We start from the raw sequence: 25,467 nt of genomic DNA, 5'->3' as shown, positions 1-25,467 counted from the left end.
TTTTTAAAGAAGATTGTGAGTTTGTTCACAATGTAATTTTCTAAAGAACTCACTGACTGTGAAAGGCAGCGAAAATGTTCGTAATATTACTCAGAATCCATTAGTTCTGAGTAGTTACTTTTTACTTTTTTATTAGGAAAATTATTTCTATATATTGTAGGCAAGTACAAAAAATCTGGTTGATGATCTTGATCATTAGATGATATTCGTTATGTACTTTATTGGTTAGAATTGATTTAGGAAACAATTTTTTATACGAAGTATTTTATTTCCTTTATCAACCATCGAATGCTACCATGCGAAATTACAATAATTTCTTTCTTATATTCATCTATTATGACAAATCAGATTGTAATTAATGAAATTGTTCTACGTGGAACATGCTTTTATTGCATAATGAAATTTATATTTTGTGGATCATTTTTTTTACTCTCTCTGTACAGGCACATTTCTTTTTGTGTAAAAACGATTATGCAGTTCAGTTTTATTTTTCTTTAACAGTTTGGATACTTTAAGCTTATAACTAAATATTTTAATTATTAAATTTGTCAGAGAAATTTAAAATGAAACTGTAATCAGAGATTCATTGTTTATTGTATTGCTATTTCAATAGTAATTGTACAAGAATGAATTAATGAATATTGTTCCACGTGGAACTACCATTTTATTTATAGAGAGTTGTAAGCTCCCCATCACCTAGATGAGACCTTTTTCAAAATCTTGCATAATTACTCCCGTTGAGAAACTTCAGTAAGGAGTAATTTATGAGAAACGATAACTTTGACCTATATTTCAAAATCGCTGACGATTATCTTTCCTATGGTTATGCAATGTCTAAGTATTATCAAGATCGTCTTGAGTTATTTTGTCAAGATAATGGAGTGGACATACACCAACTAATCTCATTGTTTTGGTTTAAGCGTTTATTTCGTTTTATAAAAACGAGCAATAGGCGATCTTTAAAGGAGTCTAATGATTTTTCTAAATGGAGCTCTATTTATAACGATTTCAAACTCTCAGGTTTATCTAAGATCAATTTCTTTTCTCAGAATAAGTGTAATTTAGGGGTCTGTGAAAATATCTTTTATGATTTAATGAAAGCCATTGAATTTAAACTAGCCTACGACGAATACAAATCAACTCAAGGTATTGAATCAGCCACTCTAACTGCAACATCTGAAGAAGATTGTGGTGAAGAGCTTGTTAAAGTTGTTAACATCCAAGAGAATTCTATTGCGCTAAAGGAAGCAACTTCTATCAATGTTGCATCAATTGCTCCAAGGAGATTAACACCCCCTTCTTGTAATACATCAGTGCTAGGCACAGAAATCAGAGTTACAGCTAATGGTCACTGCATTAGTTTTAATTCAGTAACACCAGAGCGTTCTGTAGCCTTGGTGCTTAAAGCTCTATCTGCTAGTTGATAGGAGATTGATATGAACCTAGATTTATCTACTGGCAAAATCTCCTTAATCCTTTGCCCAACTGATTTAAGAAGTGGCTTTAATAGGCTTAGTGCTATGGCACTAAAGTACCTAAGCATTGATGTTAGTAAAGGTAATGACTGGGTAGTTTTTGTCTCTAAGCGCAGGAACATCGCCAAAATTATCCATAGTGACGATAAAGGTAGTTTGATGATTTCAAGAAAGCTACATACTGGCTGTTATCAGCGCTTAATGGCTGATGCTGATGGAGCTGCATCAAGAGCTCTAACCAAGGATAAATTATTAAAATACCTTGATGGTAATGATCTCGACTTTAAAAGGGAGCACTTTTTGTATAAATAGCCAAAAATCAGGGTGATTTACATCACACTTTTAAATAAATTTGACCTTCAAAATAAGCCTAAAAATACCTCTTTTTTAGGCTCAATTACCCATGCCTAAAAAAGATCTAGAAAGATCTTTGCTGATCACTACAGATCAAAACTTACCCCTCAATGAAGAAACAGTCTCCCTAAAAGAAAGGCTCGTTATAGCGCATTCTGATGCGAATTTAGGGCTATTTATCTATGATTTTACAACTGTTAAAATACAGCAAAACTTAGATAAAAAAGGGCTTAATTTAAAATGAGTAACACTAAACAACCAACTTACGAAGAGCTTATGGAAATGCTGCAAAAGGAGCGTTCTAAAAATGCTCAGTTACTCAAAAACATCGAAGAGAAAGATGCCCAAATTGCTAACTTTAAAGAAGTTGTTGCACCTATCTTAAAAGAAGCTTTCCATAGTACTTCTCTGATAGCTAAAGAATTAAACAAGTACTGCTTTAACATTGACGATTTGCTCATCAAAGATTTAACTGAGCAAATTGCGTTTACAGCTGACAATCTATTTAAATGGGCTAATTTAGCTAAGTCCTATTTCTTACAAACACCTATGGCTCCTACTGGTAAAGATCTTAACGGTAATATTCCGCCACAAGGTGATGTTGATTTAGAAAAAGCTAAAGAAGAGCAAGCTAATGTAGCAGGCTCTCTGGGTAACTTTATAACCAAAATCTCCAAAACATCTACTATTCTAAATAAAGTTTTAGGTAGTGTATCTGAAGATAGAAAAGCGCAACTAAGCAAAACACAGCAAGCTGCAGTTGAGATTTCAAAGACTCCTTCTAAGAAAAGAGTTGAAAAAGCTAAAACTAAGTCAAAAGGAAGAGTGTCTAAAACTCGTAATCCAGACAAGGTTACTAATGCAAAACTAGATAAAAACACCTGCCATTGTGGAGGTAGCTTAGAGTCTTTAGGTCAACTAAAAGATAAGTTATTCTCTCATATTAACAAGGCTCAACAGCTGTTACAGGATACAGAGAACTTACATGATGCAGCAATTTGTAATAAGTGCGGTCATGTACATATTGCTATCAGTGAAGAGCAAAATGTACCAGTTATTCCTAACCGCCAGTTAAGTTGCGAAACCTGCATTGATATAGGCTATGCTAGTGTTAACGGTATTCCATTAAATAAATTTGTATCTGCATTAGGTCGTATCCAAGGTTTTGGTAATGACACCTTCTACTACAACATGCACGACTTTGCAGATATCTACATTAGACCTTTATTTGATATGGTTGAGAATGCTGCTAAAAGAGCAGATACCATTCAAGTTGATGAAACTCCATTCGATTGTTTAGAAGCTCAAGGTAAAAGACAGGCACCAGCTGATGTAACCTCTCTCGAAATTGATACAAAGAATTACGTATTAGCTCTTACCGCACCAAGATTTGCTAAAGAGCAGTTCTGCTTGTATTACTACTTAAGAAACCGCTCTAAAGATGCGATAAAAGAGCTTATCAACAAGGATTACAAGTTTAAAACAATTTGTACTGATGGTTATCCTGGATATGATGCGCTGCTTAAGGATGAGCATCCTAATGCAAAACATCAATCCTGCTTAATTCACTTTAGGCGTGAGATTATTAAGGCTATCGATCCTAAAGGTTTTGCTGATGAGCTTGATGAACTAGAAATACCTTTAGCAATTGAGAAATTAGCCAAAGACTTTAAAGATGATAATGCAACTATTCTCTTGTTTATGGTGCTTGAAGCCTTATCCAAGATATATAGCTATGAATCTAGTATGAACTCAGATTCAGAAGCTGACTTTAAAGCTAGAGTTGAGTGCAGAACTAGTGGTCCTGTACGTAAGCTCATGGATTGCATTGATACCATCATGACTAAACTAAGTGAAGGTAGAATCGAGCTTAGAGGTAGTACTTATGTAAAAGCTAAAAGCGATCCTTTCGCTAAAGCTTGCACTTACTATATGAACAACAGAGATAAGCTACGCACCTTCTTAGACGATGGCGCAGTTCAAGCTGACACTAATTTAGTTGAAGGTTGCATTAGACCTCTAACCTTACTTAGAAAAGGTATTTACCACAAGGTAAATCCTGAATACTCAAAAGATATGGCAATGCTCTTTACCGTATATCAAACCGCAGAGCGTGTTGGTATTGAAGATATACATTCGTATTTAAGATACTACTGCCATGCGCTTTTCAAACATTGCTATGAAAAACAATGGACCCAAGCCTATGCAGATGGCACCCACATTGATAAGCAAATCAAATCCTGGGATATGAAAAAGCTATCTGAAGGTTTTGACTTTGAAAAGTGGAACCTAGTGAACTACAAGCAGTAGTCCTACCCAGATCTACCCCTCACTCCCCGTACCTGCACCTGTGGCTCTAGACCATAGGGGTACTATTTTTAACTTTTTGGGGTGATGGGGAGCTTACAGAGAGTTGTCTTCTTAGTAAAAAGAAAACCCGATAATCTTGTGGACTATCGGGTATAATCATTCAATATGAATAATTAGTATAAAACAGAGATATCTGCAGTCTTGCTAATTAAATCATGTAGTGAATTTAATAATGACAATCTATTGCATTTGATAGCCTGGTCATCGGCATTAACCATTACATTTTCAAAGAAATTGTCAACAGGATCTTTTAGATTAGATAATGCAGCTAATGCATCCTGATAATTGCCTTGTTTATATAACTCATTAACTTTAGGAGATACGTCTTCTAAAGCATTTGCTAATGCAATTTCATTCTGATCTGATAATAATGACTTGTTGATTTCACCAAGTGCTAGAGAATTCTTGCTTAGAATATTATTGATTCTCTTATAAGCAGAAGCCAAATTCTCAGATTCTGGTAAAGCCTTAAATGCCTTAACAGCTTTAACTCTCTTATCAAAATCTAATAAATCAGAAGGAGCTGTAGATAGAACAGCTAAGAAAATTGATGCTTCAATATTCTGATCCTGATAATATGCTTTGAGTCTGTTGTAAACATAGTTTGCAACCTGAGCATCATTATCAGCAACCTTGATCTTGTCTCCAAGAATTGAGCATGCTTTACTAATTAACTCTTTGAAGTTAATAGAAAGATTGTTCTCAAGAATAATTCTAATAGCACCAATAGCAGCTCTTCTTAAACCGAATGGATCTTTATCACCTTTAGGTAACTGATTGATACCGAAAATGGCAACTAAAGTAATAATTTTCTCTGCTAAGCTTACAGCTATAGAAACCTTATTTGTTGGAATAATATCTCCAGCAAATCTTGGTAAATACTGCTCAAAAATAGCATCTGAAACTTCTTTTGATTCACCATCTAACTCAGCGTAATGCATACCCATTACACCCTGAGTATCAGTGAATTCTGTTACCATAGTTGATGCTAAATCGCATTTTGCTAAATGAGCTGCACGTGCTGCTTTATTCTCATCAGCACCAATTTGTGCTGCGATATATTTTGCAAGGCTCTCTACACAGTTAGATCTGAATGCGATGGTTCCGATATCTTTCTGATAAACGATAGTTTCTAGTTTCTCGAATAATGACTCAAGAGAATGCTTTCTATCTGTGTTGAAGAAGAATTCTGCATCTGAAAGACGAGGTCTTACAACTCTTTCGTTTCCTGAAATTAGTGACTGTGGATCGTCAGGGTTGATATTAGATGCAAAGGCAAATACTGGAAGAAGCTTTTTGTTTGTATCATAGATTGGGAAATACTTTTGATCACCCTTCATTGTATATACAAGAGCTTCTGCAGGAACCTTTAAGAATCTCTCTTCAAAAGATGCTTTGAAGATATGTGGTTCTTCAACAATTGAAGTTACTTCTTCAATTAGAGAATCATCTAGATCTGCAACACCGTTAACTGAATCGGCAATAGCCTTTACCTGAGAGATAATTGACTGCTTTCTTTCTTCATAGTCAGCAATTACTCTACCTTCAGTTCTTAACTGTTCTACATATGTATCAGCAGAAGCAATATTTACCTTTTGTGAACCAAGGAATCTGTGGCCGTTAATGGTCTTAGAAGATGTAACGCCTAAGATTGAACCTTCAATAAGTTCATCACCATAAATCATGCATAAAGTGTGAACAGGTCTTACGAATTCTTCTTTCTTATCACCCCAGTGCATAAGTCGAGGAATAGGAAGTGACTTTAAAGCTGTTTTAAACATTTCAGGGATAACATCAACTGCTGCCTTACCTGCTTTAACAGTCTTAATATATAACCAAGCTCCTTTAGGAGTCTCTAGTGTCTGTGCTTCTTTAATGTCGATACCATTTGAAGCTGCCCAGCCAAGAGCTGCTTTTGTAGGATTACCATCAACATCAAAAGCTGCTTTAACTGCAGGTCCTTTGATTTCGATTTCTTTATCTTCTTGCTTATCAGCAAGCTGTTCAACGAATAAAGCTAAACGTCTTGGAGTTGCATACCACTTAGATGATGAGAACTTTAAGCCTTGATCATTTAACTGCTTTACAAAAGAATCATGTAAAGACTGAGCTAAGTTTCTTAGAGCCTTTGGTGGCAGTTCTTCAGTGCCTAATTCTAATAATAAATTCTTAGTTACCATAGTTATTAGTCCTTCTTAGCTCCGTTTTTACACATTGGGAAACCAAGCTCTTCTCTTGATTTATAGTAAGCTTCAGCAACAGCCTTAGAAAGAGTACGGATTCTTAGAATAAAACGCTGTCTTTCTGTAACAGAGATTGCATGTCTTGCATCTAAAAGGTTGAAGCAGTGCGCTGCCTTAAGAATTCTTTCATAAGCTGGAAGAGGGAGAGGTTTTTCTAATTTTAGAAGATCGCCACTTTCTTTTTCCATCTGATCGAACATCTTGAATAAGAAATCAGTATCAGCATATTCAAAGTTATATGTTGACTGCTCAACTTCGTTTTGGTGGAAAACGTCACCATAAGTTACATCACCGTTGGCTGTATGAGCCCAAATGAGATCGTAAACAGTCTTCTTCTTTTGAATATACATAGCAAGTCTTTCAAGGCCGTATGTTAATTCACCTGTAACAGGGAAACATTCTAAGCCACCCACCTGCTGGAAATAGGTGAACTGAGAAACTTCCATTCCGTTTAGCCAGATTTCCCAACCAAGACCCCAAGCACCTAAAGTAGGGTTTTCCCAGTTGTCTTCAACAAAACGAATATCATTCTCAGTTGGATCAAAACCAAGTTCTTTTAATGAACCTAGGTAAAGCTCCTGAATATTATCTGGAGATGGTTTTAAAATAACCTGGAACTGGTAGTAATGCTGCAGACGATTTGGGTTTTCACCATATCTTCCGTCTGTAGGTCTTCTAGATGGCTGTACATAAGCACAAGAAATTGGCTCAGGGCCTAATGATCTTAAGAAAGTCATAGGATGAGATGTACCAGCACCTACTTCAAGATCAAATGGTTGTGCAATCATGCAACCATGGCGCATCCAGTAATCCTGTAAAGTTAGGATTAGTCCCTGGAAAGTTTGAAGGTCGTATTTGTTTGACATTTTTGAAACCTTAAACAAAAAAAATGAGAATTACTCAAAAATAAATAAAAAAACTTTCGTTATTTTATCATGAAGACATGATGAAATAACGATTTTTGTGAGTTGTAGCTAAAAATAGATTAGATATTTCTCTGATTCAGTAAAAAATATGAAAAAAAACTATCTAAACTTTCTTAACTTTTGGATCGACAAGTTTTTTTACTGTGAAAGTATTTGGTTTTTCTTCAGTAGGAAGAGATACCAATTCATGCTTCATGAATTTGCAAAAAGCAGGAATGTCTCTTAAAGAAACGGGATCATCTGAAATGAGTTCGACAATTTGACCAACAGGTGCTTTTCTGATGGCGTTACGAAGTAGTGTGAGTGGTTCAGGGCAGCACATTCCCCTGCAATCGAGTGTGATGATATCCATTATTTCTCCTATCCAAGAAAAATTTTAATCTTTTTTGTAAGAAATTCAAATAAATTGTTGTCAAATAAAAAAAACTATGTATAATAGTCCTCGTTCGCTGGTTTAGCTCAGTTGGTAGAGCACCTGTTTTGTAAACAGGGGGTCGTGGGTTCAAGCCCTACAACCAGCACCACTTCTAAATCTCTAAAAGCTCCTTAGAAAAATTCCTACATTAAATCATTAAAAAATACATAATATCCTTAATGTTCTTAATGTTAAATGTATTGTTTGTAACATTAACTAAAAGATATATTTGTTAAAATTTGAACAGATTTGATTTTTGTTGATTTAATTCTGAATAAAAATGCCTGAATTACCTGAAGTAGAAGTAACAAGAAGAGGGATTACTCCTGCATTGTTACATAAAAAAATTTCAAAGATATATTTTTCTGATAAATCCCTGCGAGAACCATTTTCTTCTGATTTATATAACCTTGAAGGTGGATATATTCAGGATATATGCAGACGAGGTAAATATATTATTCTTGTTACTGACAAAGGTTATGTCCTTATCCACCTTGGAATGTCTGGTCATCTTCATGTAACAGATGCGAGCGAACCTATAAAAAAACACGATCACTTTGAAATACGTACAAGTGACGGATCCATAGTCAGATTAAATGACACAAGAAGATTTGGTTTAGTTAAATATTTCTCTGTAAATAACCCACCTTACGAAAATAACCCTATTAAGACTTTAGGACCAGAGCCATTAACTGATTTATTCAACAGAGAATATCTATTTGAAAAATTAAGAAAATATAAAAAGGATATAAAGCAGACAATAATGGATAATAAGGTCGTTGTAGGCGTAGGTAATATATACGCTAGCGAGGTCCTTTTTATCAGTAAAATCCATCCTGAAAAGAAGGCAAATACACTTTCAAGAGAACAATGTTCAATTCTCACTGAAAACATAAAAGACGTTTTGTCAAAAGCAATATTACAAGGTGGTACTACTATTCGTGATTTTGAAGGTGCAGATGGCAAACTAGGATATTTTGTACAGAACTTAATGGTATATGGTCATGATGGAGAGAAATGTAGAAAATGTGGCCATATTATAAAGAAAATAACACAAGGACAGAGATCTACTTATTTCTGTCCTAATTGTCAGAAATTATAGTTGTTTTACTTTTTCAACAACTGCCTTTGGTACGTATTTTTCAATGTTTCCTCTATGAATTATGACTTCCCTGACAAGTGTTGAGGAAATAAATGAAACAGAAGGATTAGGAGGCAGAATAACCATTTCTATATCTGGGCTTTCAACTTTGTACATATTAGAAAGCTGACTTTCATATTCAAAGTCTAATCCAGTTCTTACACCTCTTATAAGTATGTTTGCTTTTTTACTCTTGAGGTAATCAATAAGCATACCGTCAAAACCTTCAGCAGAAACATTTTTTAAATCTTTTATACTGTCATTACACAAATTAACTCGAGTATTTAAATCAAACATTGTGTGTTTTGATGGGCTAGCTGCAACAGCAACTATAATTTTTTCAAAAATACGAGATGATCTTTTTATCAGATCTAGGTGACCGTTTGTTATAGGATCAAAAGTACCAGGAAAAACTGCTGTAGATTCCATATTAAACCTCAATATATTTTGATACGGCAAGATCAAATGCTTTTTTTACATCACTAATTGATATGTTTTTCATAGCATTTTCGTTTTTTACTCTGTACCTCCAAGAAACATTGTCTTCTTTTAACTCTTTAGCTGCTTCTTGCTCATATACACTAACTTCGATATCTCTGAAATTATAGGCCCCAACTCTGTTTGGATTGTGTATTGCAAATAATCCTATAACAGGTATGTTCTGAGCTGATGCTAAATGCATACAGGCACTGTCAGGAGAAAGAACAAGACTTGATTTAGAAACGACAGCACAAAGTTCTCTAAGTGAAGTTTTTCCACATAAGTTATTACATTTGAATGAAAGCTTTGATTCAATATCAGAACACAGCTTTTTCTCTTTTTCCGCATTTGAACCTAACAGAACTACATCAAAACCTTTTTCATGAGCGTATTGTGCTATTGCGCTATAACCATCTACAGTCCAGTTTTTTATTGATTTTGCAGATGCTGGGGAAATACAGAAAACTTTTTTGTCGGTATTTAGTAATTCTTCTGCTTTTGTGAGCTCGTTTTTTGTAAGGCAAAAATCCCAAACAGGTTTTATTTCATCTAAACCAATGCTCTTTGCAAAAGATAAAAAACCTGATAATACATGAGGATCTTGTGGTGTATCGATTATCTTGTTAACAAAGAATCTCTGGCCTTCTCTACTTCTTTGTTTATCATATCCAATCTTTGTTTTAGCTTTAATGCATAAAGATAGAATAGAAGCTTTTATAGATGTCTGAATGTTCAGAAGGTAATCATACCTTTTATGTTTCAGTCTTTTTCTCAAGGAAACGAATGTTTTTAATATGCCCTGATTTTTTATATCTGCTTTTATTAGATCAACCAGTTCATTTCCGTTTGAATCAACGAATAATGAGGCGAATCTAGAATCAATAACCCAAGAAACAGAAATATTCTCAGATGCTTTTTTCATTGCACAAATAAGTCCGTATGCATTGATACAGTCACCAAGTGCAGATAGTCTTAAAACGCAGATATTCCTTGTGTTATTTTGCATAGATAAACCACTAAATTAGTTTTAAATTTTACTTAACTGTTCAATAGTGTATTATTGCACATATATCTTCAAAATTTTCTTTTTAAAAAGTATAACTGTTTGTGTAAATCATATGTCAGAAGAATTGCTGTCTTTAGGAAATATCAAATATCTGATTAATTCCGATTTTTTATCAGAATTTAATCTGTCTGAAATAGAGGCTTTGTTTGACAGAACATCAATTGAAAGACAAAAGAATGTTGAAAAGGCAAGCGGTAGAGGCCAAACTTTACTGTTTAGTGCAAAAGACAAGAATCTTGTGCTTCGTCAGTATAGAAGAGGTGGAATTTTTGGAAAATTTGTAAAAAATACATTTTATGCATTTGATAGTTTTCAGCACAGAGCCTTTGATGAATTCAGAATGCTGTCAAAAATGATTGATATGGGACTTCCTGTACCAACACCAGCAGTAGCCAGAGAAATTAAAACAACTTTTGGTATAAAACAGGATATTGTAATTCAGAGATTATCTGGTTATAAGGATCTATCCTATTTAATAAAAGAAAGATCATTAACAGATGAAGAATTAGTATCAATTGGAAAAACAATAAAAAGATTCTTTGATAATAACATTCTTCATACAGATCTGAATATAAGAAATATTCTTTTAAATGAAGATAGTTCAGTATATATCATTGATTTTGATAAATGTTTTATTAAACCAATGAAAAAAGAAGACAAAGAAAAAATCGTCAATCGTCTTCTCAGATCTTTTATAAAAGAAAAAACAAAGAAATCAGCTTACTTTGAAGAAGAAAAGTTTGAATTGCTGAAAAAGGAAGCTTTATCGTAATTGTTGATTCGCTCATATTTTCAAATAAGTTGTTTTTTTGGACATTCTCAGTTAAAATAGCGTCCAAAATCACACTTTAAAATATGTAGGTATCTAAATGAGCGATAACACATCAATGAAAGCTTTATCCCCATCTCAGATAGTTGAGGCTGCTGAGCACCACGTTACTGATAAGGTTACTAAGAATTTTGCAAGAGCTTTTCTGTTAGCTATTCTTGCAGGTGCTTCTATTGGATTTGCATTCTGTTTTTACACAACCGCAGTTGCTGCTCTAGGTTCTGGTGCAGGCAAAATCCTAGGCGGTTTATTCTTCGCTTTAGGCTTATTCTTGGTGGTGCTATTAGGCGGTGAACTTTTTACCTCTTCTACTCTTACCTTAATTGCAAAAGCAAATAAAACGGCTACCTGGTGGCAGGTATTTAAAAACTGGGCTACAGTTTATGTAGGTAATTTAATTGGTGCTTTATTTGTTGTTCTGATTATTTTTGTGGGTAGAACCTATATGAATTTTGGAACAGAATGGGGGCATGTAATATTAAATACAGCTCTTCATAAAGTGGAACATATCTATCCATCTGATGGTACAGGTATGTATGCTTACTTTAGAGGCTTTTTAGAAGCTATGTGCCTAGGTATTGTATGTAATATCATGGTTTGCGTTGCTGTATGGTTATCATGGGGAGGAAAATCCATTACAGACAAGATCTTAATCATGATCTTCCCTATTGGTATGTTTGTAGCTTCTGGATTTGAGCATAGCGTCGCTAACATGTTCATGATCCCAATGGGTATTGTTCTTCAGGAGTTTTCTATTCCTGAATTCCAGTCTGTTGTTGATGTTGCAAAATATTCAGATCTGACTGTTTATAATTTTATATTTTCAAATCTTATTCCTGTAACCATTGGAAATATTATCGGTGGTGGAATGATGATTGGTTTATATAATTGGTTTATTTGGAAGAAAACCAAATAATCATCAATAGATTATGAAATAAGAACTCGCGCCTTTTGTTTTTAATAAAGGCGCGGTTCTTGATGTAAAGATCTTGCTTAAATGTAATTCCTACCATTTTTGCTATTCATTGCAACAAGTCTTGTATTCTCTTTACTTATTCCAACTGATGCAAGGAATTTTGGATTAAAAATAAAGTCTTCTGAAAGATTTAATCTATATGCATATATAGAGTCTGTATTCATTTCCTCTTTATTGATATCGATAGTATCTAAAGAATCTTCTGCTTCATAACTTTTGTAATTCTGCGAATAATATTTAATTTTTTTATTTATAAGATTCAGATGATTTTTTAAATTCTCTTTATAGTCGATACCTGTAATTTTAATTTTGTGGTCAGCCCTTTGAGATGCTGTATTGTTGTGGACAAAATAGTATTTTGTTCCATTTTCTTTTGAGTTGTAAACGTGAGAATATACACCGATATATTTAATTGGATCTGTATATTCATATGAAATATCAACATAATCCTCATGTCTGAAATATGGATTATTGACTAATTCAGCATAGTTATACTCTTTTGGATTTGAATTGTCATAAATAAACACAAAATCAGAATCGATAAAATAAGGGCAATAAAAGTTTTTATTCTGCATAAGGCCATCCATTTTGATGTAATCAGTGCTGTTGTTTGTAAAAGAATTATTTATAGATATGTTTGAATTGTTTTTACCAAACTCAGAAAATTTCAGATTTACTTCATTGGCAAAAATTGAACCACTGAATTTTAGATTATCGTTATTTATTCCTGCAAAAATACCAATCTTCGCTTTGTAATATTGAGAGTTTTTGTCTAGTGAAGAAGAGATATTTTCAATAGTTGTATTTGTCAGTGAACTATCAAATGATCCTGTGATACCACCTATGTACACATCAGTTGAGGTATCGTAATACGCATCAACATTAAGATTATTTACCTGAATGTTGGCAAGATGGGATCCTTTTATACTGCCAGCAAGGCCACCAACATATGTAGTATCAGAAATATTATCTAGTTCAATTTTTGAATTTTCGATCTTTATGTTTTCTACAGTGGCGTTATCAAGTTTTCCAAATAAGCCTATATATCTGTTAGATGGATTATCTGATTTTAATGTGTAGCTTATTGTGTTATATGCGCCATCTAATTTTCCTGTGAAAGAGCTGTTAGTGGCAATTCCATTAGATATTTCACCAAGGTTAATATCGTTGGTAATAAAATATTCTCCTGAAAGATCGTTTTGAATATTAAGAAAATCATTTTTATCGCTGATTGCTGTTTTTCCTAGTTGAGAAACAGTTCCATTTTCTTTAGTAAAACCATAATCTTCTTTAAGATTTATATCTTTGCTACCACCGATATCAATTCTCTTTGAAGAACTGTAAATAACAAATTTTTCACCATCTACATTTGTTAACCTGTTAGTTGGAGGAGAGATCATGGTTCCGTAACTGATATTTCCAATATCCTTTATAAGTACCCTGTTTCCATCAAGTAATAAATTCTTGGTGGTTACCTTACCTAATAAAGTTATATTACCCATTCCCTTTTTTGATGGGACAAATCCATTACCTTCAAGAAAAGCATTTATCTGTTCAGTTCCTACTTTTGAAGTTGAAAGAGTAATTCCATCTGATAAAAAACTAGAATCTTTTCCTAAGGTGATACCATTAGGATTTACTATATATACTTTTCCACCTGGAAGTGACTGAATGGTTCCATTGATAACTGAAGGATTAGAGCTTCTGATCAGGTTGAGATAATTTTTGTTATCAAACTGAACCAAGTGGTCTTTTCCTACTGAAAAATCGTTCCAGGAAATAACATTGTTTTTAGATGTTGATGAAATAGCCATTTGATTGCGCTGAGAGCTGATAACTCCATTACCGTGCAGGAATTCACCTCCAGAAGGTAATAATGCTGCTGCATGTACTCTATTAGCTAAAAGAATAAATATAGTAATTGTGAATAAAGAAAGTTTATTCATTGTTTAGTCCTTTGATTTAGTATGTATAACCTAACTTAACTAGTGCTGATAATTTATCCTCAGCATATTTCTGATGTTTTCCTACAGCTTTTGAAATACTTAAATCTGTATAGAATCCATTAAAATCCATATGTCCGTTTAGAGATAATCCATAGAAACTTTCTGCTTTTCCGTGGAAATTCTTAATGTGTGATTGCATGAATGCACCACCAAGTTTTAAATTTAAAGGTCCATTGAAGTGGTAGGTACTACCTAAAGAATTAAAAATACCCATGTCCCCTGATGCAAGATTGCTTTGATATGCTTTTACTGCATAAGCTCCACCTGCATTCATTTTTTCAATTGGATCAATGAAATTTGAACAAAGCTGAATGTTAAGTTCAGTATCAAGGGAGATGTTTCTGTTAAGAAAATAAGATAATGTTGTATTAGTGTTTAATAAGCCATAAGCATTTGTCTGATAAAGATTAAACTCATCCATGTCATCTGTTTTAGAAATGCTTAACTTTGTATCATTTGTAAAGAAAATATCTTTGTTGTAGTTAACATGCTCAACAAACAACTGAGCATAAGTTCCGTAATTTCTTCTCTTTAATTCAATGTCAAAGTTTGAAAATTTATCTGACATGAATCTTAAATAGGAGCCTAGCTTGTAATCAGTTTTTGAAAAACTGTCTCTGAATAAGTTGTCAGTAAAGAAGAGATCAGAACATATCTGCTTACCTTTAACGTCAAAGTCAGAATACTGATCTTTTATGTCATAAGCTCCAGCATTTACAGAAAGACCAATAAACTTAAAGAAATCACCAATATGCTTTGAATATTCGCTAAAAACGTTATTCTGACCTTTTGAAGAAGAACTTAATGCAAATATTATTTTGTCTAAGTTATTAAACAGATTATTAGAATGAACAACAGCTGTAAATCTTTCCTTTCCGGTATTCTTTTGTCCATAGTTATCTGCAAATGCATCAAAACCAAAAGTTTTTTTGTTTTTTACTACATAATAGGTTTTGTAATAAGAAAGATCTGGATTTAAGAATAGTGCATTATCAATATCTTCTTGTGTTGTAGGGATCAGCTTTAAATCGACATCAAAAGCGTTTAAATCTCTTACTTTTAGCAGATGATCGTTTTTCTTTGTATCAGTTATGCTTTCACATGGTTTGTCCCTGGCTGGAAAAAGGAGTTTTTCTATTATTTCATCAGGGATTGTACTTTTGTTTTCAACTCTTGGTCGCAGTATCTTCAGATTATCAACTGCAATAATGATTTTTCCATCTGAAGCATCCTGTTCTGGAATATAGGCCTGACAGCCCATAAAACCATGACCTCTGAAAAGATTTGTAACTGCATCAATAATGTTATTTAGATTGTCAGCACTTATTCCCTGATGAATATATGGAGCTACAGTCTGGTCGATGCGTTTTTCAGGAACTGTTGCCATATATCCTTTTGGGGCAGAAATGCTTATTTCTTGAATACTCTGTGAATATGCTGAAAAAACAATAAAAGGAATAATACAGCATAGTTTTTTTATAAAGTTCATTTAACTCTCTCCAAAACTAAGAATTTAATCTGATACAGATCACATTTTTATAGAGCTAAATGATATTATGCTGTTCTTTTTTAATAGGTCTTTATCACGCGGTTTGTGCTACTTGAATTTATATCTAATTGAAATTAAAGAAAAAATAATATTGAATAAAATTTCTTTATATTTATGTGTTCACTCTGTGTGTACTTATTGCAATATTTTTGTAACAGAACCGAATATTTTAATGAATTCTTAGCAAGTGGAGCTTGAGAAAGATATATTACCGTTATTAGTTTAACTAATAACGGTGGATGTTATGAATAGATTATTTTTTTAGGAGTTTTCCAATTGTCTCAAGTGTAAAGTTCAATGTTCCTCTACCTTGTTGCTGAATATCCAGGGCCTTTACTCCTGCGATGCTAGCAAGTTCTTTGTCCTTAGTGAGTTTTTCAAAAAATGCTGCTAAGTGCTCCTCATCCTCAGCAAGAAAAGCTCCGCCATTATCAATGAGTTTTTCAAACTGTTCACTAAAGTTATGGTAAATAGGCCCTGTTATAATAGGTAGTGAAAAATAAGCTGGTTCAAGAGGGTTGTGTCCACCGATAGATACAAAACTACCACCCATAAAGATAACATCACACAGGCCGAAATAGAACTCTATCTCTCCTAAGGTATCACCGATAATCACATCTTTGTCTAGACCTTTTAATTCATCGGTGGACGTTATCTTGCTCTTTCTTTTGTAAGCTATATTAAGTTCTTTTAAGTATTCAATAGCCTTGTTGCAGTCTTGAGCATGTCTTCCAACTAAAACAAGCTTCAGATTGTTCACTGTTTTTTTTGCCTCAATAAAGGCATTGATAATATGTTTCTCTTCGCCTGAATGGAAACTAATGGCACCTATTACATTATTTCCAAGTAACCTTGTTTTTATTGTTTTGGCGTTTTCAAACAATACCTGGTTTGGGATTAGATCATATTTTAGGTTTCCAGCAGCAATTACTTTATCCTGTGAAACACCAATATTCTCAAATCTCATTTTATCTGAATGACTCATAGCAAGGACGAGACTGAGCTTTGATGCAATAAGATCTTTTACAAGATTTGCATGCTTTTTATAACTATCTACGTTTTTATCTTGCAGTCTGCCGTTTATTATTACAACAGGTATCTTTTTCTTTGATGCCTTATCAAGCATATTTGGCCAAAGTTCAGTATCAACAATGATAAGAATTTTAGGATTAAATGCTTTGAAAAATCCGCAAACTGAATAAGGTGCATCCAAAGGTGCTGTAACTACGGTAATATTCTTATATGACTTAAGAGAATTTGCTGTTTCTTTTCCTGTGCTTGTCATTGTAGAAATAACAATATTAAAGTCAGGATTCTTTTTTGCAAATCTTGAGACAAGAGGTTTTATTGAATTAACCTCTCCAACAGAGGCTGCATGAAACCATATGGAATTCTTCTTTTTCCCTTTATAGAATCCAAGAAAGTTAAAAACAGCGAGTCCATAACCTTTATCATGTCTTTTCTTGTAACAGATAAATAGCACTGCTAAAGGTGCAATTAAACCAGTTAAAAATTTATATAAATAAAGTGCTAAAAGTGAAGTAAATTTCATTAGCCCCTCTTTTTATCTAGCAAAGACATAAGTTTTTCAAAAACATATTCAGGTGCAATTTTTTTCAGACAGTTATAGTGTCCGTATTTGCATGTTCTGTTAAAACAAGGATGACAAGGTTCATCAGATTCAACACAAATTGCCTTATCAGATAAAGGTGGTGTGTAATTTGTGGATGTTGACCCAAAAATACATACCTGTGGAATATCAGCAGCTGCAACTGTATGCATAAGGCCAGAATCATTGCATACAGCAGCGGTACATTGACCTACAATATCTAAAGCTTCAGTAAGATTTGTTTTGCCAGCTATATCTGTAAAAAATGGTTTGTACTCATCTTCAATATTGCTGAATATCTGCTGAACTGTAGGAATGTCTTTTTTAGAACCAAGACCAATAACTGATCCACCTTGTTTTATCCATAAAGATGAGATTTTAGCAAAATATTCTACAGGCCAAAGTTTTGCTGGTCCATAATTTGCACCGCATCCTAATACAAGGGCAGGCCTTGAAAAATCCAGTCCAAGTTCCTTAATTTTCTCTTCATCTGGTTTGTTTACTGTTAATTTAGGATAAGCAAATTTAGGAAGATCTTTTGCTGTTTTTACAATGTTCTTGTCAAAAGCCAAAGCAACATATCTTTGAACCATCAGAGGGAAATCGTTCTTGTTGCATCTCATGTTATTCAATATGAAATAGCGAGATTCACCTTTAAATCCTCTTCTATCTTTAACTTTTGAAAAGAGTGCAATTAAGGCTGATTTCAAGGAATTTGGCAGAACAATTACAGTGTCATAGTTGTTTTTTGCAAGTTTTCTGCCTTCTTTGAATCTTTCTTTTAGATCAAATGTACCGTGATCGAATGGATTTATCAGTTTTCCTGAGATTTCTTCCATTCTGTCTAAAATCGGCATTGTGTATTTTGGAGCGTATACATCAATAGTACAATTAGGATCCTGTTTTTTTAGCTCTTTTAGAAGAGATTGTGACATAATCAAGTCACCAAGCCAGGATGGAGCAATAATCAGGTATTTATTTGATAATTTTTTATTCATAAATGTCACAGTAGAATTGAAAAGAAATGAACTTTGATTTCCAATATCAATTATAATGGACTTAATTAAGAACAATAAAGGAAAAAATTATGATAATCGTAACAGGTGGCTGTGGCTTTATCGGTTCTAACATCGTAAAGCATCTAAATGACAGAGGAATTAAAGATATTCTTGTTGTAGATAATCTGACAAATGGTCATAAATTCATTAACTTAACTGACCTTGATATTGCAGATTACATGGATAAGGTTGATTTCCTTGAGTTAGTTAAAGACGAGAAAGCATTCAACGCAAAATATGGTTCTCAGAATATTGAAGCTATTTTCCATGAAGGTGCTTGCTCATCTACTACTGAATGGGACGGCCGTTATATTATGAAAAATAACTATGAGTACACTGTAACTCTATTTGAGTTTGCAACAGCTCATAGAATTCCTTTCTTCTTTGCTTCATCAGCTTCAACCTATGGTGATGGAAACGTATTTGTTGAAGACAGAGAGAATGAAGGTCCATTAAATGTTTATGGTTATTCTAAGTTCCTGTTTGATGAATATGTTCGCCGTAGATTACCATCATTAAAGTCTCAGGTTGTTGGTTTCCGTTACTTTAATGTTTATGGTCCAAGAGAAGGTCATAAAGGATCAATGGCTTCAGTTGCATTCCATCTGAACAATCAGATGAAGGCAGGTCAGAATCCTAAACTATTTGCTGGATCAGATGGATATCCTGATGGTGGCCAGATGAGAGATTTCGTTTATGTAGGTGACGTTGCAGAAGCAAATTTATGGTTCTTTGAGCACAAAGGTCCATCAGGAATTTACAACTGTGGTACAGGAAGAGCAGAACCATTCTTGAACATTGCTAAAGCAGTTATCAAGCATTATGGTCGAGGAGAAGTTGAGTTTATTCCATTCCCAGAGCATTTAAAGGGGCACTATCAGGCTTTCACTCAGGCAGATTTAACTCAGTTGAGAAATGCAGGTTGTGATATTGAATTCAAATCTGTAGCTCAGGGTGTTGCAGAGTATATGAAATGGCTCAATTCCAAATAATTGATAAATTTGATGTAGAAGTATGTAAGTTACCTTATGAGAAAGCCTTAAGCTTTTGTGATTATCTTAATTCCATCGGAATTAAGGCTAAAGCAAAGGAAGGTTACAGTGGCTTCTACATTATTTTTGTTACAAATGAGTCTGACAAACTAAAAGCAAAACTAGAGCTTGTCAGACACTCTGATTCTGCTTTTTGCAAAGAGTTTGAAAAGGTTTCCTGGAAATCAGGAAAGACCGTTTCATCTAAAAAGCGTTTGAACAGTAATTCACTTCCTTTTACATACAATCTGTTTTCTGTCGTTTCGATTATTCAGATTTTGTGTGTCATTGTTTACGTACTATCCTTAATAGATCAGGATTTTGTAGTATTTAATCTTGCATTAGGCAGATTTGAGCATTTTACAAATCCAATAAATTATTACAAATTATTCACCCCTGCTTTAGTACATTTTTCGATAATGCACATAGCATTTAATTTGATAATGTTTGAAGCTTTAGGTAGACCAATAGAAAACACTTTTGGTTCAATAAAGATGTTTTCTCTTGTGGTTGGTATTGCTGCAATATCAAACGTTTTTCAGTATATGTTTACAAGTGAACAGGCTGTATTTGGTGGTCTGTCAGGTGTGGTTTATGGTCTGATTGGATATTCAGCAGTTATAAGCATGATGAAGAAAGCTCCATCAACATTTAAGGTTATTCCTGGTTTGTTTGCAGTAAGCTTTATCTTTATCCTTTTTGGCTTTTTCCTGAATGGCATTGCAAATGTATGTCATTTGTCAGGATTACTATTAGGTTCTTTAATTGCTCTTTTTGACTGTAAATTCAAATTTAAATAATGAGTTTTAAACAGTTGATGCAAAAATCAAGAGAGCTTTTGAACCAGAGTGTTTTTTTTTCTTTTACCATGAAAAAAAACGACTTTGACAGTTTGTATTATATAAAAAGAAGTCTAACTATATAATTTATAAGACAATTAGTGCTCTTTAAAATTTTAGGTAATGTAGTATATATTTTAAAGCTTGTTTAAAAGAACTTCACTAAGCATGTCCTTTAGCTGACATTTGCGCTTCAATAAAGAGTTGAGATTTGTTGTTGTGATAAGTTTGTAAAGTGGAGTTAATCCTGTTGCATACATGATCTTATTAATACTTCCTTCATCTTCATCTATTGAATTTCCTTTTGCAAAATTGAGAGCTTCATAGGCAGCAGTGCAAAAACATCAGCTTGTCGTTTATTTCAAATGGAGAGGGTCTTGCATTATATAAAGCTGTGCAGAAGGCTTTTATGCTTAGAGGGGTATTTGCTTGAGAGGCGTATTTTCAAGATATTTGTCACAGTCATGAAAAAAGCCTGTATCAAAAAGATACAGGCTTTTGACTCTTTAAAAGAAATTAGTCTTCTAAAGTAATAATTGATTTACCAGTCATCTCTGCTGGGATTTCCATACCCTTTAGGTAAAGCATTGTAGGAGCGATATCAGATAATCTTCCGTCAGCTCTCATTGTTGCTTTTCTACCGTAGTAGATGAATGGAACTGGTAAGTTGGTGTGTGCTGTATATGGAACACCAGTTTCAAGATCCTTCATACGCTCACAGTTACCGTGGTCAGCAGTGATTAAGCATTCACCGTCAACTTTCTTTAATGATTCGATAACACGGCCGATGCAGGTATCAACAGCTTCAACAGCCTTAACTGCAGCTTCAAATACGCCAGTGTGACCAACCATATCACCGTTAGGATAGTTACAGATGATTACGTCGTATTTACCTGACTCAATTGCAGCGCATAACTTGTCTGTTAACTCAGTTGAGCTCATCTCAGGCTGTAAATCGTAGGTAGCAACCTTTGGACTCTGGATAAGAATTCTGTCTTCACCCTCGAATACAGTTTCAACACCACCGTTGAAGAAGAAGGTAACGTGTGCATACTTTTCAGTTTCTGAAATACGTAACTGAGTCATGCCCTTCTTTGATAACCACTCACCTAAGGTATTAGTTAAATCCTCTGGTGGGTAAGCACACTGAGTATGGATATCAGCTGCATACTGAGTAAGCATAACGAAGCTTGATAACTTTCTTACAACCTTACGCTTAAATCCAGTAAAGTCAGCATCTGAGTTTACGAATGAGCGAGTGATCTGACGAGCACGGTCTGCACGGAAGTTCATGAAGATTAAAGCATCGCCATCTTCAAGAGGAGCCTTCTCACCAATTACAGAAGCCTTTACGAACTCATCGTTCTCATCACGAGCATATGCAGCTTCAATAGCAGCACTTGCAGATTCGAAAGAATCAAACTGGCTGATAGACTGAGTAATTAAGTCATAAGCCTGCTCTACACGATCCCAGCGATTGTCACGGTCCATAGCGAAGTATCTGCCAACAACAGTTGCGATTCTACCTACACCTGCCTGTGCAAATGCGCCTTCAATTACCTTGATGTACTCTAAAGCTGAACGAGGAGCAACATCACGACCATCAGTGAATGCATGGAAGTAAACCTTTTTTGCACCACGCTTTGCTGCAAGCTTAATCATTGCAACAATGTGATCCTGATGAGAGTGAACACCACCAGGTGACATAAGACCCATGATATGAACTGCCTTGCCATTGTTTACAGCATCATCTACAGCTTTTACTAAAGTTGGGTTCTTATCAAATTCACCATCAGCAATAGCCTTGCCGATTCTTGTTAATTCCTGATAAACAATACGGCCTGCACCGATATTTGTGTGGCCAACTTCTGAGTTGCCCATCTGACCGTCAGGTAGACCTACATCAATACCTGAAGCTTGAATGTCTGTGTGTGCATAGTTTGCTGTAAGAGAATCTAAAACAGGTGTTTTTGCAGCCTCAACAGCGTTGAACTCTTTAACTGGGTTATCGCCCCAACCATCCATGATAATGAGGGCTAAAGGTTTCTTATTTGCCATATTTTTTCTCACATGTATGTAAAACAATATTGCAATATTTTACCTTTTTTTTAATTTAATTGTGATTAAAAGTGGTAGTTTTTTTCAATAAAAAAAGAAATTAATGTTTTTTTTTGCGAAAGTTTTGTAGATTATTCTCATTCTAGAAGGAATATTGCCGGTTAAATGTGACACAAATTCTTTTTGTGACTTTAACTCTATGTTAGAATTATCAGATTAGTTATTTAAAAAATAAGAGGTGTTGTTGTGGGAGAGTTTTTCTCATCTGACAATCTAGAGCAGTATATTGCTTTTGCAGGTCGTCACCAGATTATGGTGATCGTTTTTTTTGCCTTACTTGTTGCACTTATTTACTTCCAAGTAAAGATCATGCTAGCTGGTGTAAAAAAGGTATCAGCTTCAGCTGCAACATCAATGGTTAACCATGAGAATGGTGTCTTTATTGATGTAAGAGCCAATTCACTATTTTCTAAAGGTCATATTGCAGGTTCTGTAAATATTACATTAGAAGAAATCAAGCAGGGTAAGTTAAATCGAGTTGAAAGCTTTAAGAATAGTCCTGTAATAGTTGTTGGAAAAGATAAAGTTGATTCAGATAACTTCAACGCTGTTGTTGCTTTAAAGAAGCAAGGTTACACTCGAGCATTTTTATTAGAGGGTGGCATTGCTCAATGGGCTATGGATAATTTACCATTATCAGTAAAAAATTAATTTAAAAGGATAAGAATAAAATGTCAGACAATGCACAGAATGCAGTAAATAATCAGACAAACGAGAATAACGCTCCATCTTTTGATGTTTTACGTATTTACATTAAGGATTGCTCTTTTGAGACTCCAAACGTTCCAAAGGTCTTCACTGCTGAGTGGAAGCCAGAGATGAGCGTTGATTTTGATACAAAGTTAGCTCAGGTAGATTCAGACAAGTTTGAAGTTGATTTAAGAGTTACTGTAACCTGCAAGTTAGGTGAAGAAGTTGCTTATATCTGTGAAGTTCATCAGGCAGGCCTTTTCTTAATGAGAAATGTAAATCAAGATACTGGTGATTTCTTACTAAACGGTGTTGCTCCAAACATCCTATTCCCATATGCAAGAGAGCATATTTCATCTTTAGTAAATAGAGGTACATTCCCTCCATTAAATCTTCGTCCAATCAATTTTGAAGCTTTATTCCAAGCTCAGAAGGCTCAGCAGGCTCAAGAAGCTGCACAGAAGTCTGATGTAGCTAATGGTGAAGCTAATAATGAGGCTCCTCAGGCATAATAATGGCTGAGTTTATGTATGACTTAACTGTCATTGGTGCAGGTTCCTATGGAACCGCGCTAGCCATATCCACAGCATCAAAAGGTCTAAAAGTGATGCTGTGGACTAGACGTGAAGAAACTGCAAAAATTATGCAGCATGATCGCGTTAATCAGAAATATCTTCCATCAATCGCTTTTCCAGAAACACTTACAGTATCATCTGATTTAAATCACTGTATTAATGCATCAAAAACTGTCCTTGTGGTAGTACCTTCTCATACTTTTGCAGATGTACTTGTTTCGATCAAGCCATACCTGACTCCGGAACACAGACTGGCGTGGGCCACAAAAGGTCTTGATAAGGATTCTGGCAGACTGCTTTCAGATATAGCAAGTCAGATTTTGTCAGATAAGATTCCAATGGCTGCTCTTTCTGGTCCTACATTTGCTATGGAGCTTGCTAAGGGATTACCAACAGCAATTGCTGTTGCAGGTACAGATTCTGACTTTATTAAAGAATTCTGCGAGCTTATGCATACAAAAACTTTCAGAATTTATGAAAGTGATGATCTGGTAGGTTTACAGTTAGGTGGCGGTATTAAGAATGTTATTGCCATAGGTGCAGGCCTGTCTGATGGACTTGGATATGGTGCAAACGCAAGAACAGCCTTAATTACCAGAGGTCTTGCTGAAATGACAAGATTAGGTGAAGCTTTAGGCTCATCTCAGAAGGCTTTTATGGGGCTGTCTGGTTTAGGAGACCTTATTTTAACCTGTACAGATAACCAGTCTAGAAACAGAAGATTTGGTTACTATTTAGGCCAGGGTATGTCTGTTGAAAAGGCTCTTGAGAAGATTGAACAGGTCGTAGAAGGTTACACAATGTCAAAGGTTGTTGTTGATCTGTGCGAAAAGTTCAACGTTCAGATGCCTATCTGCCAGGAAGTCTATAAAGTAATTTATGAAGGTAAGAATGGTCAGGCCGCAGCAATGAGTCTGCTTGGAAGATCATTAAAATCTGAATAAAAAATAAGGCTCTAGTTTCTCTAGAGCCTGTTGTGAAAATACATCTTAATAACTTTGATTAACCGTATGTATTCTCATTTACTTTATGTTCTGTAACATCTACAACATCTTTAATCATGCCAGGGAATGCCTGATTTAACTGAGTCTGAATACCTTCTTTAAGAGTGATTCCAACCATTGAGCAACCAAGACAGCCACCTGTAAATTTAACTTTTACGATACCATCTTCAGTAACTTCTTCTAATGTTACTGCACCACCATGAGATGCTAAAGATGGGCTTACAGTTGAGTCGATAAACTTTTTTAGTCTGTCAAATAAAGTAGCATCTTCAGGTAAATCCTGTTTATTCAGATTAGGTGCATGGAATGTTAGTAAATCTTCGCCCTGTTCATTTGTGCTTAAGTCAATGATTGATTCATTGAGATATTCACTAACTGAACTGTCGATTACAATTTCAAAACCTTTCATTTGAAAGTGTTCATCACGTGGTGTGATGTATTCTTTTGGACAGTATAAAATTCCACACTGAACACCAGGTGTTCCGACATTTGTTGCAGTAAGGCGGATTGCTAAACCTTCCATCTTCTGTTTTTCAATGATTTTTAGAAAATATTCTTGGGCCTTTTCACTTACGCTGATTTTGGTCATATTTATCCTGTTTGTATTATTTTATCTAATATAAAAAACTGCTTTACATTTTAAATGATTTAAAAAAAATTAGTTGTACTTTGTAAAAAAATAAAAATTTTTTTCAATTAGCAAAAATATGAGC

General features: G+C 34.4%; 23 protein-coding genes and 1 tRNA gene. 13 read left to right on the top strand and 11 right to left on the bottom strand.

All coding sequences use genetic code 11. The features are described 5' to 3' along the window. The first annotated feature begins 764 nt into the window (after positions 1-764). From J5V48_RS08005 to J5V48_RS07990, 4 genes are all read left to right on the top strand, one after another. Positions 765-1,424: a hypothetical protein gene (locus tag J5V48_RS08005; protein ID WP_219938057.1), complete on the top strand. Its 660-nt coding sequence runs from the start codon at positions 765-767 to the stop codon at positions 1,422-1,424. A 12-nt stretch (positions 1,425-1,436) separates the two neighbouring features. Beyond that, the gene (gene tnpB, locus J5V48_RS08000; RefSeq protein WP_219938056.1) at positions 1,437-1,787 is read left to right on the top strand and encodes an IS66 family insertion sequence element accessory protein TnpB; all 351 of its coding nucleotides are present in this window, start codon (positions 1,437-1,439) and stop codon (positions 1,785-1,787) included. 91 nt (positions 1,788-1,878) lie between these two features. Next, positions 1,879-2,073, top strand: coding sequence for a hypothetical protein (locus J5V48_RS07995; RefSeq protein ID WP_219938055.1), 195 nt, complete (start codon positions 1,879-1,881; stop codon positions 2,071-2,073). Then, positions 2,070-4,139 (top strand): IS66 family transposase, encoded by a 2,070-nt coding sequence (locus J5V48_RS07990; RefSeq protein WP_219938054.1) that lies wholly within the window; start codon positions 2,070-2,072, stop codon positions 4,137-4,139. The genes J5V48_RS07995 and J5V48_RS07990 overlap by 4 nt, the downstream gene beginning before the upstream one ends. A gap of 173 nt (positions 4,140-4,312) precedes the next feature. On the opposite strand, the gene glyS is transcribed toward J5V48_RS07990, so the two are convergent. From glyS to tusA, 3 genes are all read right to left on the bottom strand, one after another. Next, positions 4,313-6,379 (bottom strand): glycine--tRNA ligase subunit beta, encoded by a 2,067-nt coding sequence (gene glyS / locus J5V48_RS07985; RefSeq protein ID WP_219938053.1) that lies wholly within the window; start codon positions 6,377-6,379, stop codon positions 4,313-4,315. Positions 6,380-6,384: 5 nt separating this feature from the next. Next, positions 6,385-7,308, bottom strand: a complete 924-nt coding sequence (gene glyQ, locus J5V48_RS07980) for a glycine--tRNA ligase subunit alpha (RefSeq protein ID WP_219938052.1) — start codon at positions 7,306-7,308, stop codon at positions 6,385-6,387. Positions 7,309-7,471: 163 nt separating this feature from the next. Then, positions 7,472-7,720: a sulfurtransferase TusA gene (gene tusA, locus J5V48_RS07975; protein WP_219938051.1), complete on the bottom strand. Its 249-nt coding sequence runs from the start codon at positions 7,718-7,720 to the stop codon at positions 7,472-7,474. A gap of 96 nt (positions 7,721-7,816) precedes the next feature. Here tusA and J5V48_RS07970 point away from each other — a divergent pair. Beyond that, positions 7,817-7,892, top strand: a tRNA-Thr gene (locus J5V48_RS07970). A 171-nt stretch (positions 7,893-8,063) separates the two neighbouring features. Next, positions 8,064-8,885 (top strand): bifunctional DNA-formamidopyrimidine glycosylase/DNA-(apurinic or apyrimidinic site) lyase, encoded by an 822-nt coding sequence (gene mutM / locus J5V48_RS07965; protein ID WP_219938050.1) that lies wholly within the window; start codon positions 8,064-8,066, stop codon positions 8,883-8,885. Here mutM and coaD read toward each other — a convergent pair. After that, complete coding sequence (coaD, locus tag J5V48_RS07960; RefSeq protein WP_219938049.1) at positions 8,880-9,353, bottom strand: pantetheine-phosphate adenylyltransferase; 474 nt, start codon at positions 9,351-9,353, stop codon at positions 8,880-8,882. The two genes, mutM and coaD, sit on opposite strands and share 6 nt — an antisense overlap. Position 9,354: 1 nt before the next feature. After that, complete coding sequence (locus J5V48_RS07955; protein ID WP_219938048.1) at positions 9,355-10,410, bottom strand: glycosyltransferase family 9 protein; 1,056 nt, start codon at positions 10,408-10,410, stop codon at positions 9,355-9,357. A 112-nt stretch (positions 10,411-10,522) separates the two neighbouring features. On the opposite strand from J5V48_RS07955, the gene J5V48_RS07950 reads away from it, so the two are divergent. Next, the gene (locus J5V48_RS07950; RefSeq protein WP_219938047.1) at positions 10,523-11,242 is read left to right on the top strand and encodes a 3-deoxy-D-manno-octulosonic acid kinase; all 720 of its coding nucleotides are present in this window, start codon (positions 10,523-10,525) and stop codon (positions 11,240-11,242) included. Positions 11,243-11,339: 97 nt separating this feature from the next. Beyond that, on the top strand, positions 11,340-12,215 hold the full coding sequence (gene focA / locus J5V48_RS07945; RefSeq protein ID WP_219938046.1) for a formate transporter FocA: 876 nt from the start codon (positions 11,340-11,342) through the stop codon (positions 12,213-12,215). Between the two features lie 77 nt (positions 12,216-12,292). On the opposite strand, the gene J5V48_RS07940 is transcribed toward focA, so the two are convergent. From J5V48_RS07940 to waaF, 4 genes are all read right to left on the bottom strand, one after another. After that, positions 12,293-14,221 carry a two-partner secretion domain-containing protein gene (locus J5V48_RS07940; RefSeq protein ID WP_219938045.1) on the bottom strand — a complete coding sequence of 643 codons (1,929 nt, stop codon included), beginning with the start codon at positions 14,219-14,221 and terminating at the stop codon, positions 12,293-12,295. Positions 14,222-14,237: 16 nt separating this feature from the next. Beyond that, the gene (locus J5V48_RS07935; protein WP_219938044.1) at positions 14,238-15,770 is read right to left on the bottom strand and encodes a ShlB/FhaC/HecB family hemolysin secretion/activation protein; all 1,533 of its coding nucleotides are present in this window, start codon (positions 15,768-15,770) and stop codon (positions 14,238-14,240) included. 313 nt (positions 15,771-16,083) lie between these two features. Beyond that, positions 16,084-17,382, bottom strand: a complete 1,299-nt coding sequence (locus J5V48_RS07930) for a 3-deoxy-D-manno-octulosonic acid transferase (RefSeq protein WP_219938043.1) — start codon at positions 17,380-17,382, stop codon at positions 16,084-16,086. Then, positions 17,382-18,437 (bottom strand): lipopolysaccharide heptosyltransferase II, encoded by a 1,056-nt coding sequence (gene waaF / locus J5V48_RS07925; protein WP_219938042.1) that lies wholly within the window; start codon positions 18,435-18,437, stop codon positions 17,382-17,384. Before waaF ends, J5V48_RS07930 begins: the two co-directional genes overlap by 1 nt. 89 nt (positions 18,438-18,526) lie before the next feature. Between waaF and rfaD the strand changes: the two genes are divergently transcribed. Together rfaD and J5V48_RS07915 are read left to right on the top strand one after the other, a co-directional pair. Further along, positions 18,527-19,489: an ADP-glyceromanno-heptose 6-epimerase gene (gene rfaD, locus J5V48_RS07920; RefSeq protein WP_219938041.1), complete on the top strand. Its 963-nt coding sequence runs from the start codon at positions 18,527-18,529 to the stop codon at positions 19,487-19,489. Further along, on the top strand, positions 19,471-20,328 hold the full coding sequence (locus J5V48_RS07915; protein ID WP_219938040.1) for a rhomboid family intramembrane serine protease: 858 nt from the start codon (positions 19,471-19,473) through the stop codon (positions 20,326-20,328). Before rfaD ends, J5V48_RS07915 begins: the two co-directional genes overlap by 19 nt. Positions 20,329-20,883: 555 nt before the next feature. On the opposite strand, the gene gpmM is transcribed toward J5V48_RS07915, so the two are convergent. After that, complete coding sequence (gene gpmM, locus J5V48_RS07910; protein WP_219938039.1) at positions 20,884-22,425, bottom strand: 2,3-bisphosphoglycerate-independent phosphoglycerate mutase; 1,542 nt, start codon at positions 22,423-22,425, stop codon at positions 20,884-20,886. A gap of 246 nt (positions 22,426-22,671) precedes the next feature. Here gpmM and J5V48_RS10035 point away from each other — a divergent pair, with 246 nt between their 5' ends. From J5V48_RS10035 to gpsA, 3 genes are read left to right on the top strand one after another with little or no spacing between them, the layout of a single operon-like run. Further along, the gene (locus J5V48_RS10035; protein ID WP_219938038.1) at positions 22,672-23,136 is read left to right on the top strand and encodes a rhodanese-like domain-containing protein; all 465 of its coding nucleotides are present in this window, start codon (positions 22,672-22,674) and stop codon (positions 23,134-23,136) included. 20 nt (positions 23,137-23,156) lie between these two features. Next, on the top strand, positions 23,157-23,687 hold the full coding sequence (gene secB, locus J5V48_RS07900; RefSeq protein WP_219938037.1) for a protein-export chaperone SecB: 531 nt from the start codon (positions 23,157-23,159) through the stop codon (positions 23,685-23,687). Positions 23,688-23,689: 2 nt separating this feature from the next. Further along, positions 23,690-24,694, top strand: a complete 1,005-nt coding sequence (gene gpsA, locus J5V48_RS07895; protein ID WP_219938036.1) for an NAD(P)H-dependent glycerol-3-phosphate dehydrogenase — start codon at positions 23,690-23,692, stop codon at positions 24,692-24,694. Positions 24,695-24,752: 58 nt separating this feature from the next. On the opposite strand, the gene J5V48_RS07890 is transcribed toward gpsA, so the two are convergent. After that, the gene (locus J5V48_RS07890) at positions 24,753-25,343 is read right to left on the bottom strand and encodes a NifU family protein (protein ID WP_219938035.1); all 591 of its coding nucleotides are present in this window, start codon (positions 25,341-25,343) and stop codon (positions 24,753-24,755) included. Positions 25,344-25,467: the final 124 nt, after the last annotated feature.

It is taken from the genome of Succinivibrio faecicola (genome assembly GCF_019448115.1).
GTDB classification, from domain to species: domain Bacteria; phylum Pseudomonadota; class Gammaproteobacteria; order Enterobacterales; family Succinivibrionaceae; genus Succinivibrio; species Succinivibrio faecicola.
This window is presented reverse-complemented; position numbering and strand designations above follow the sequence as displayed.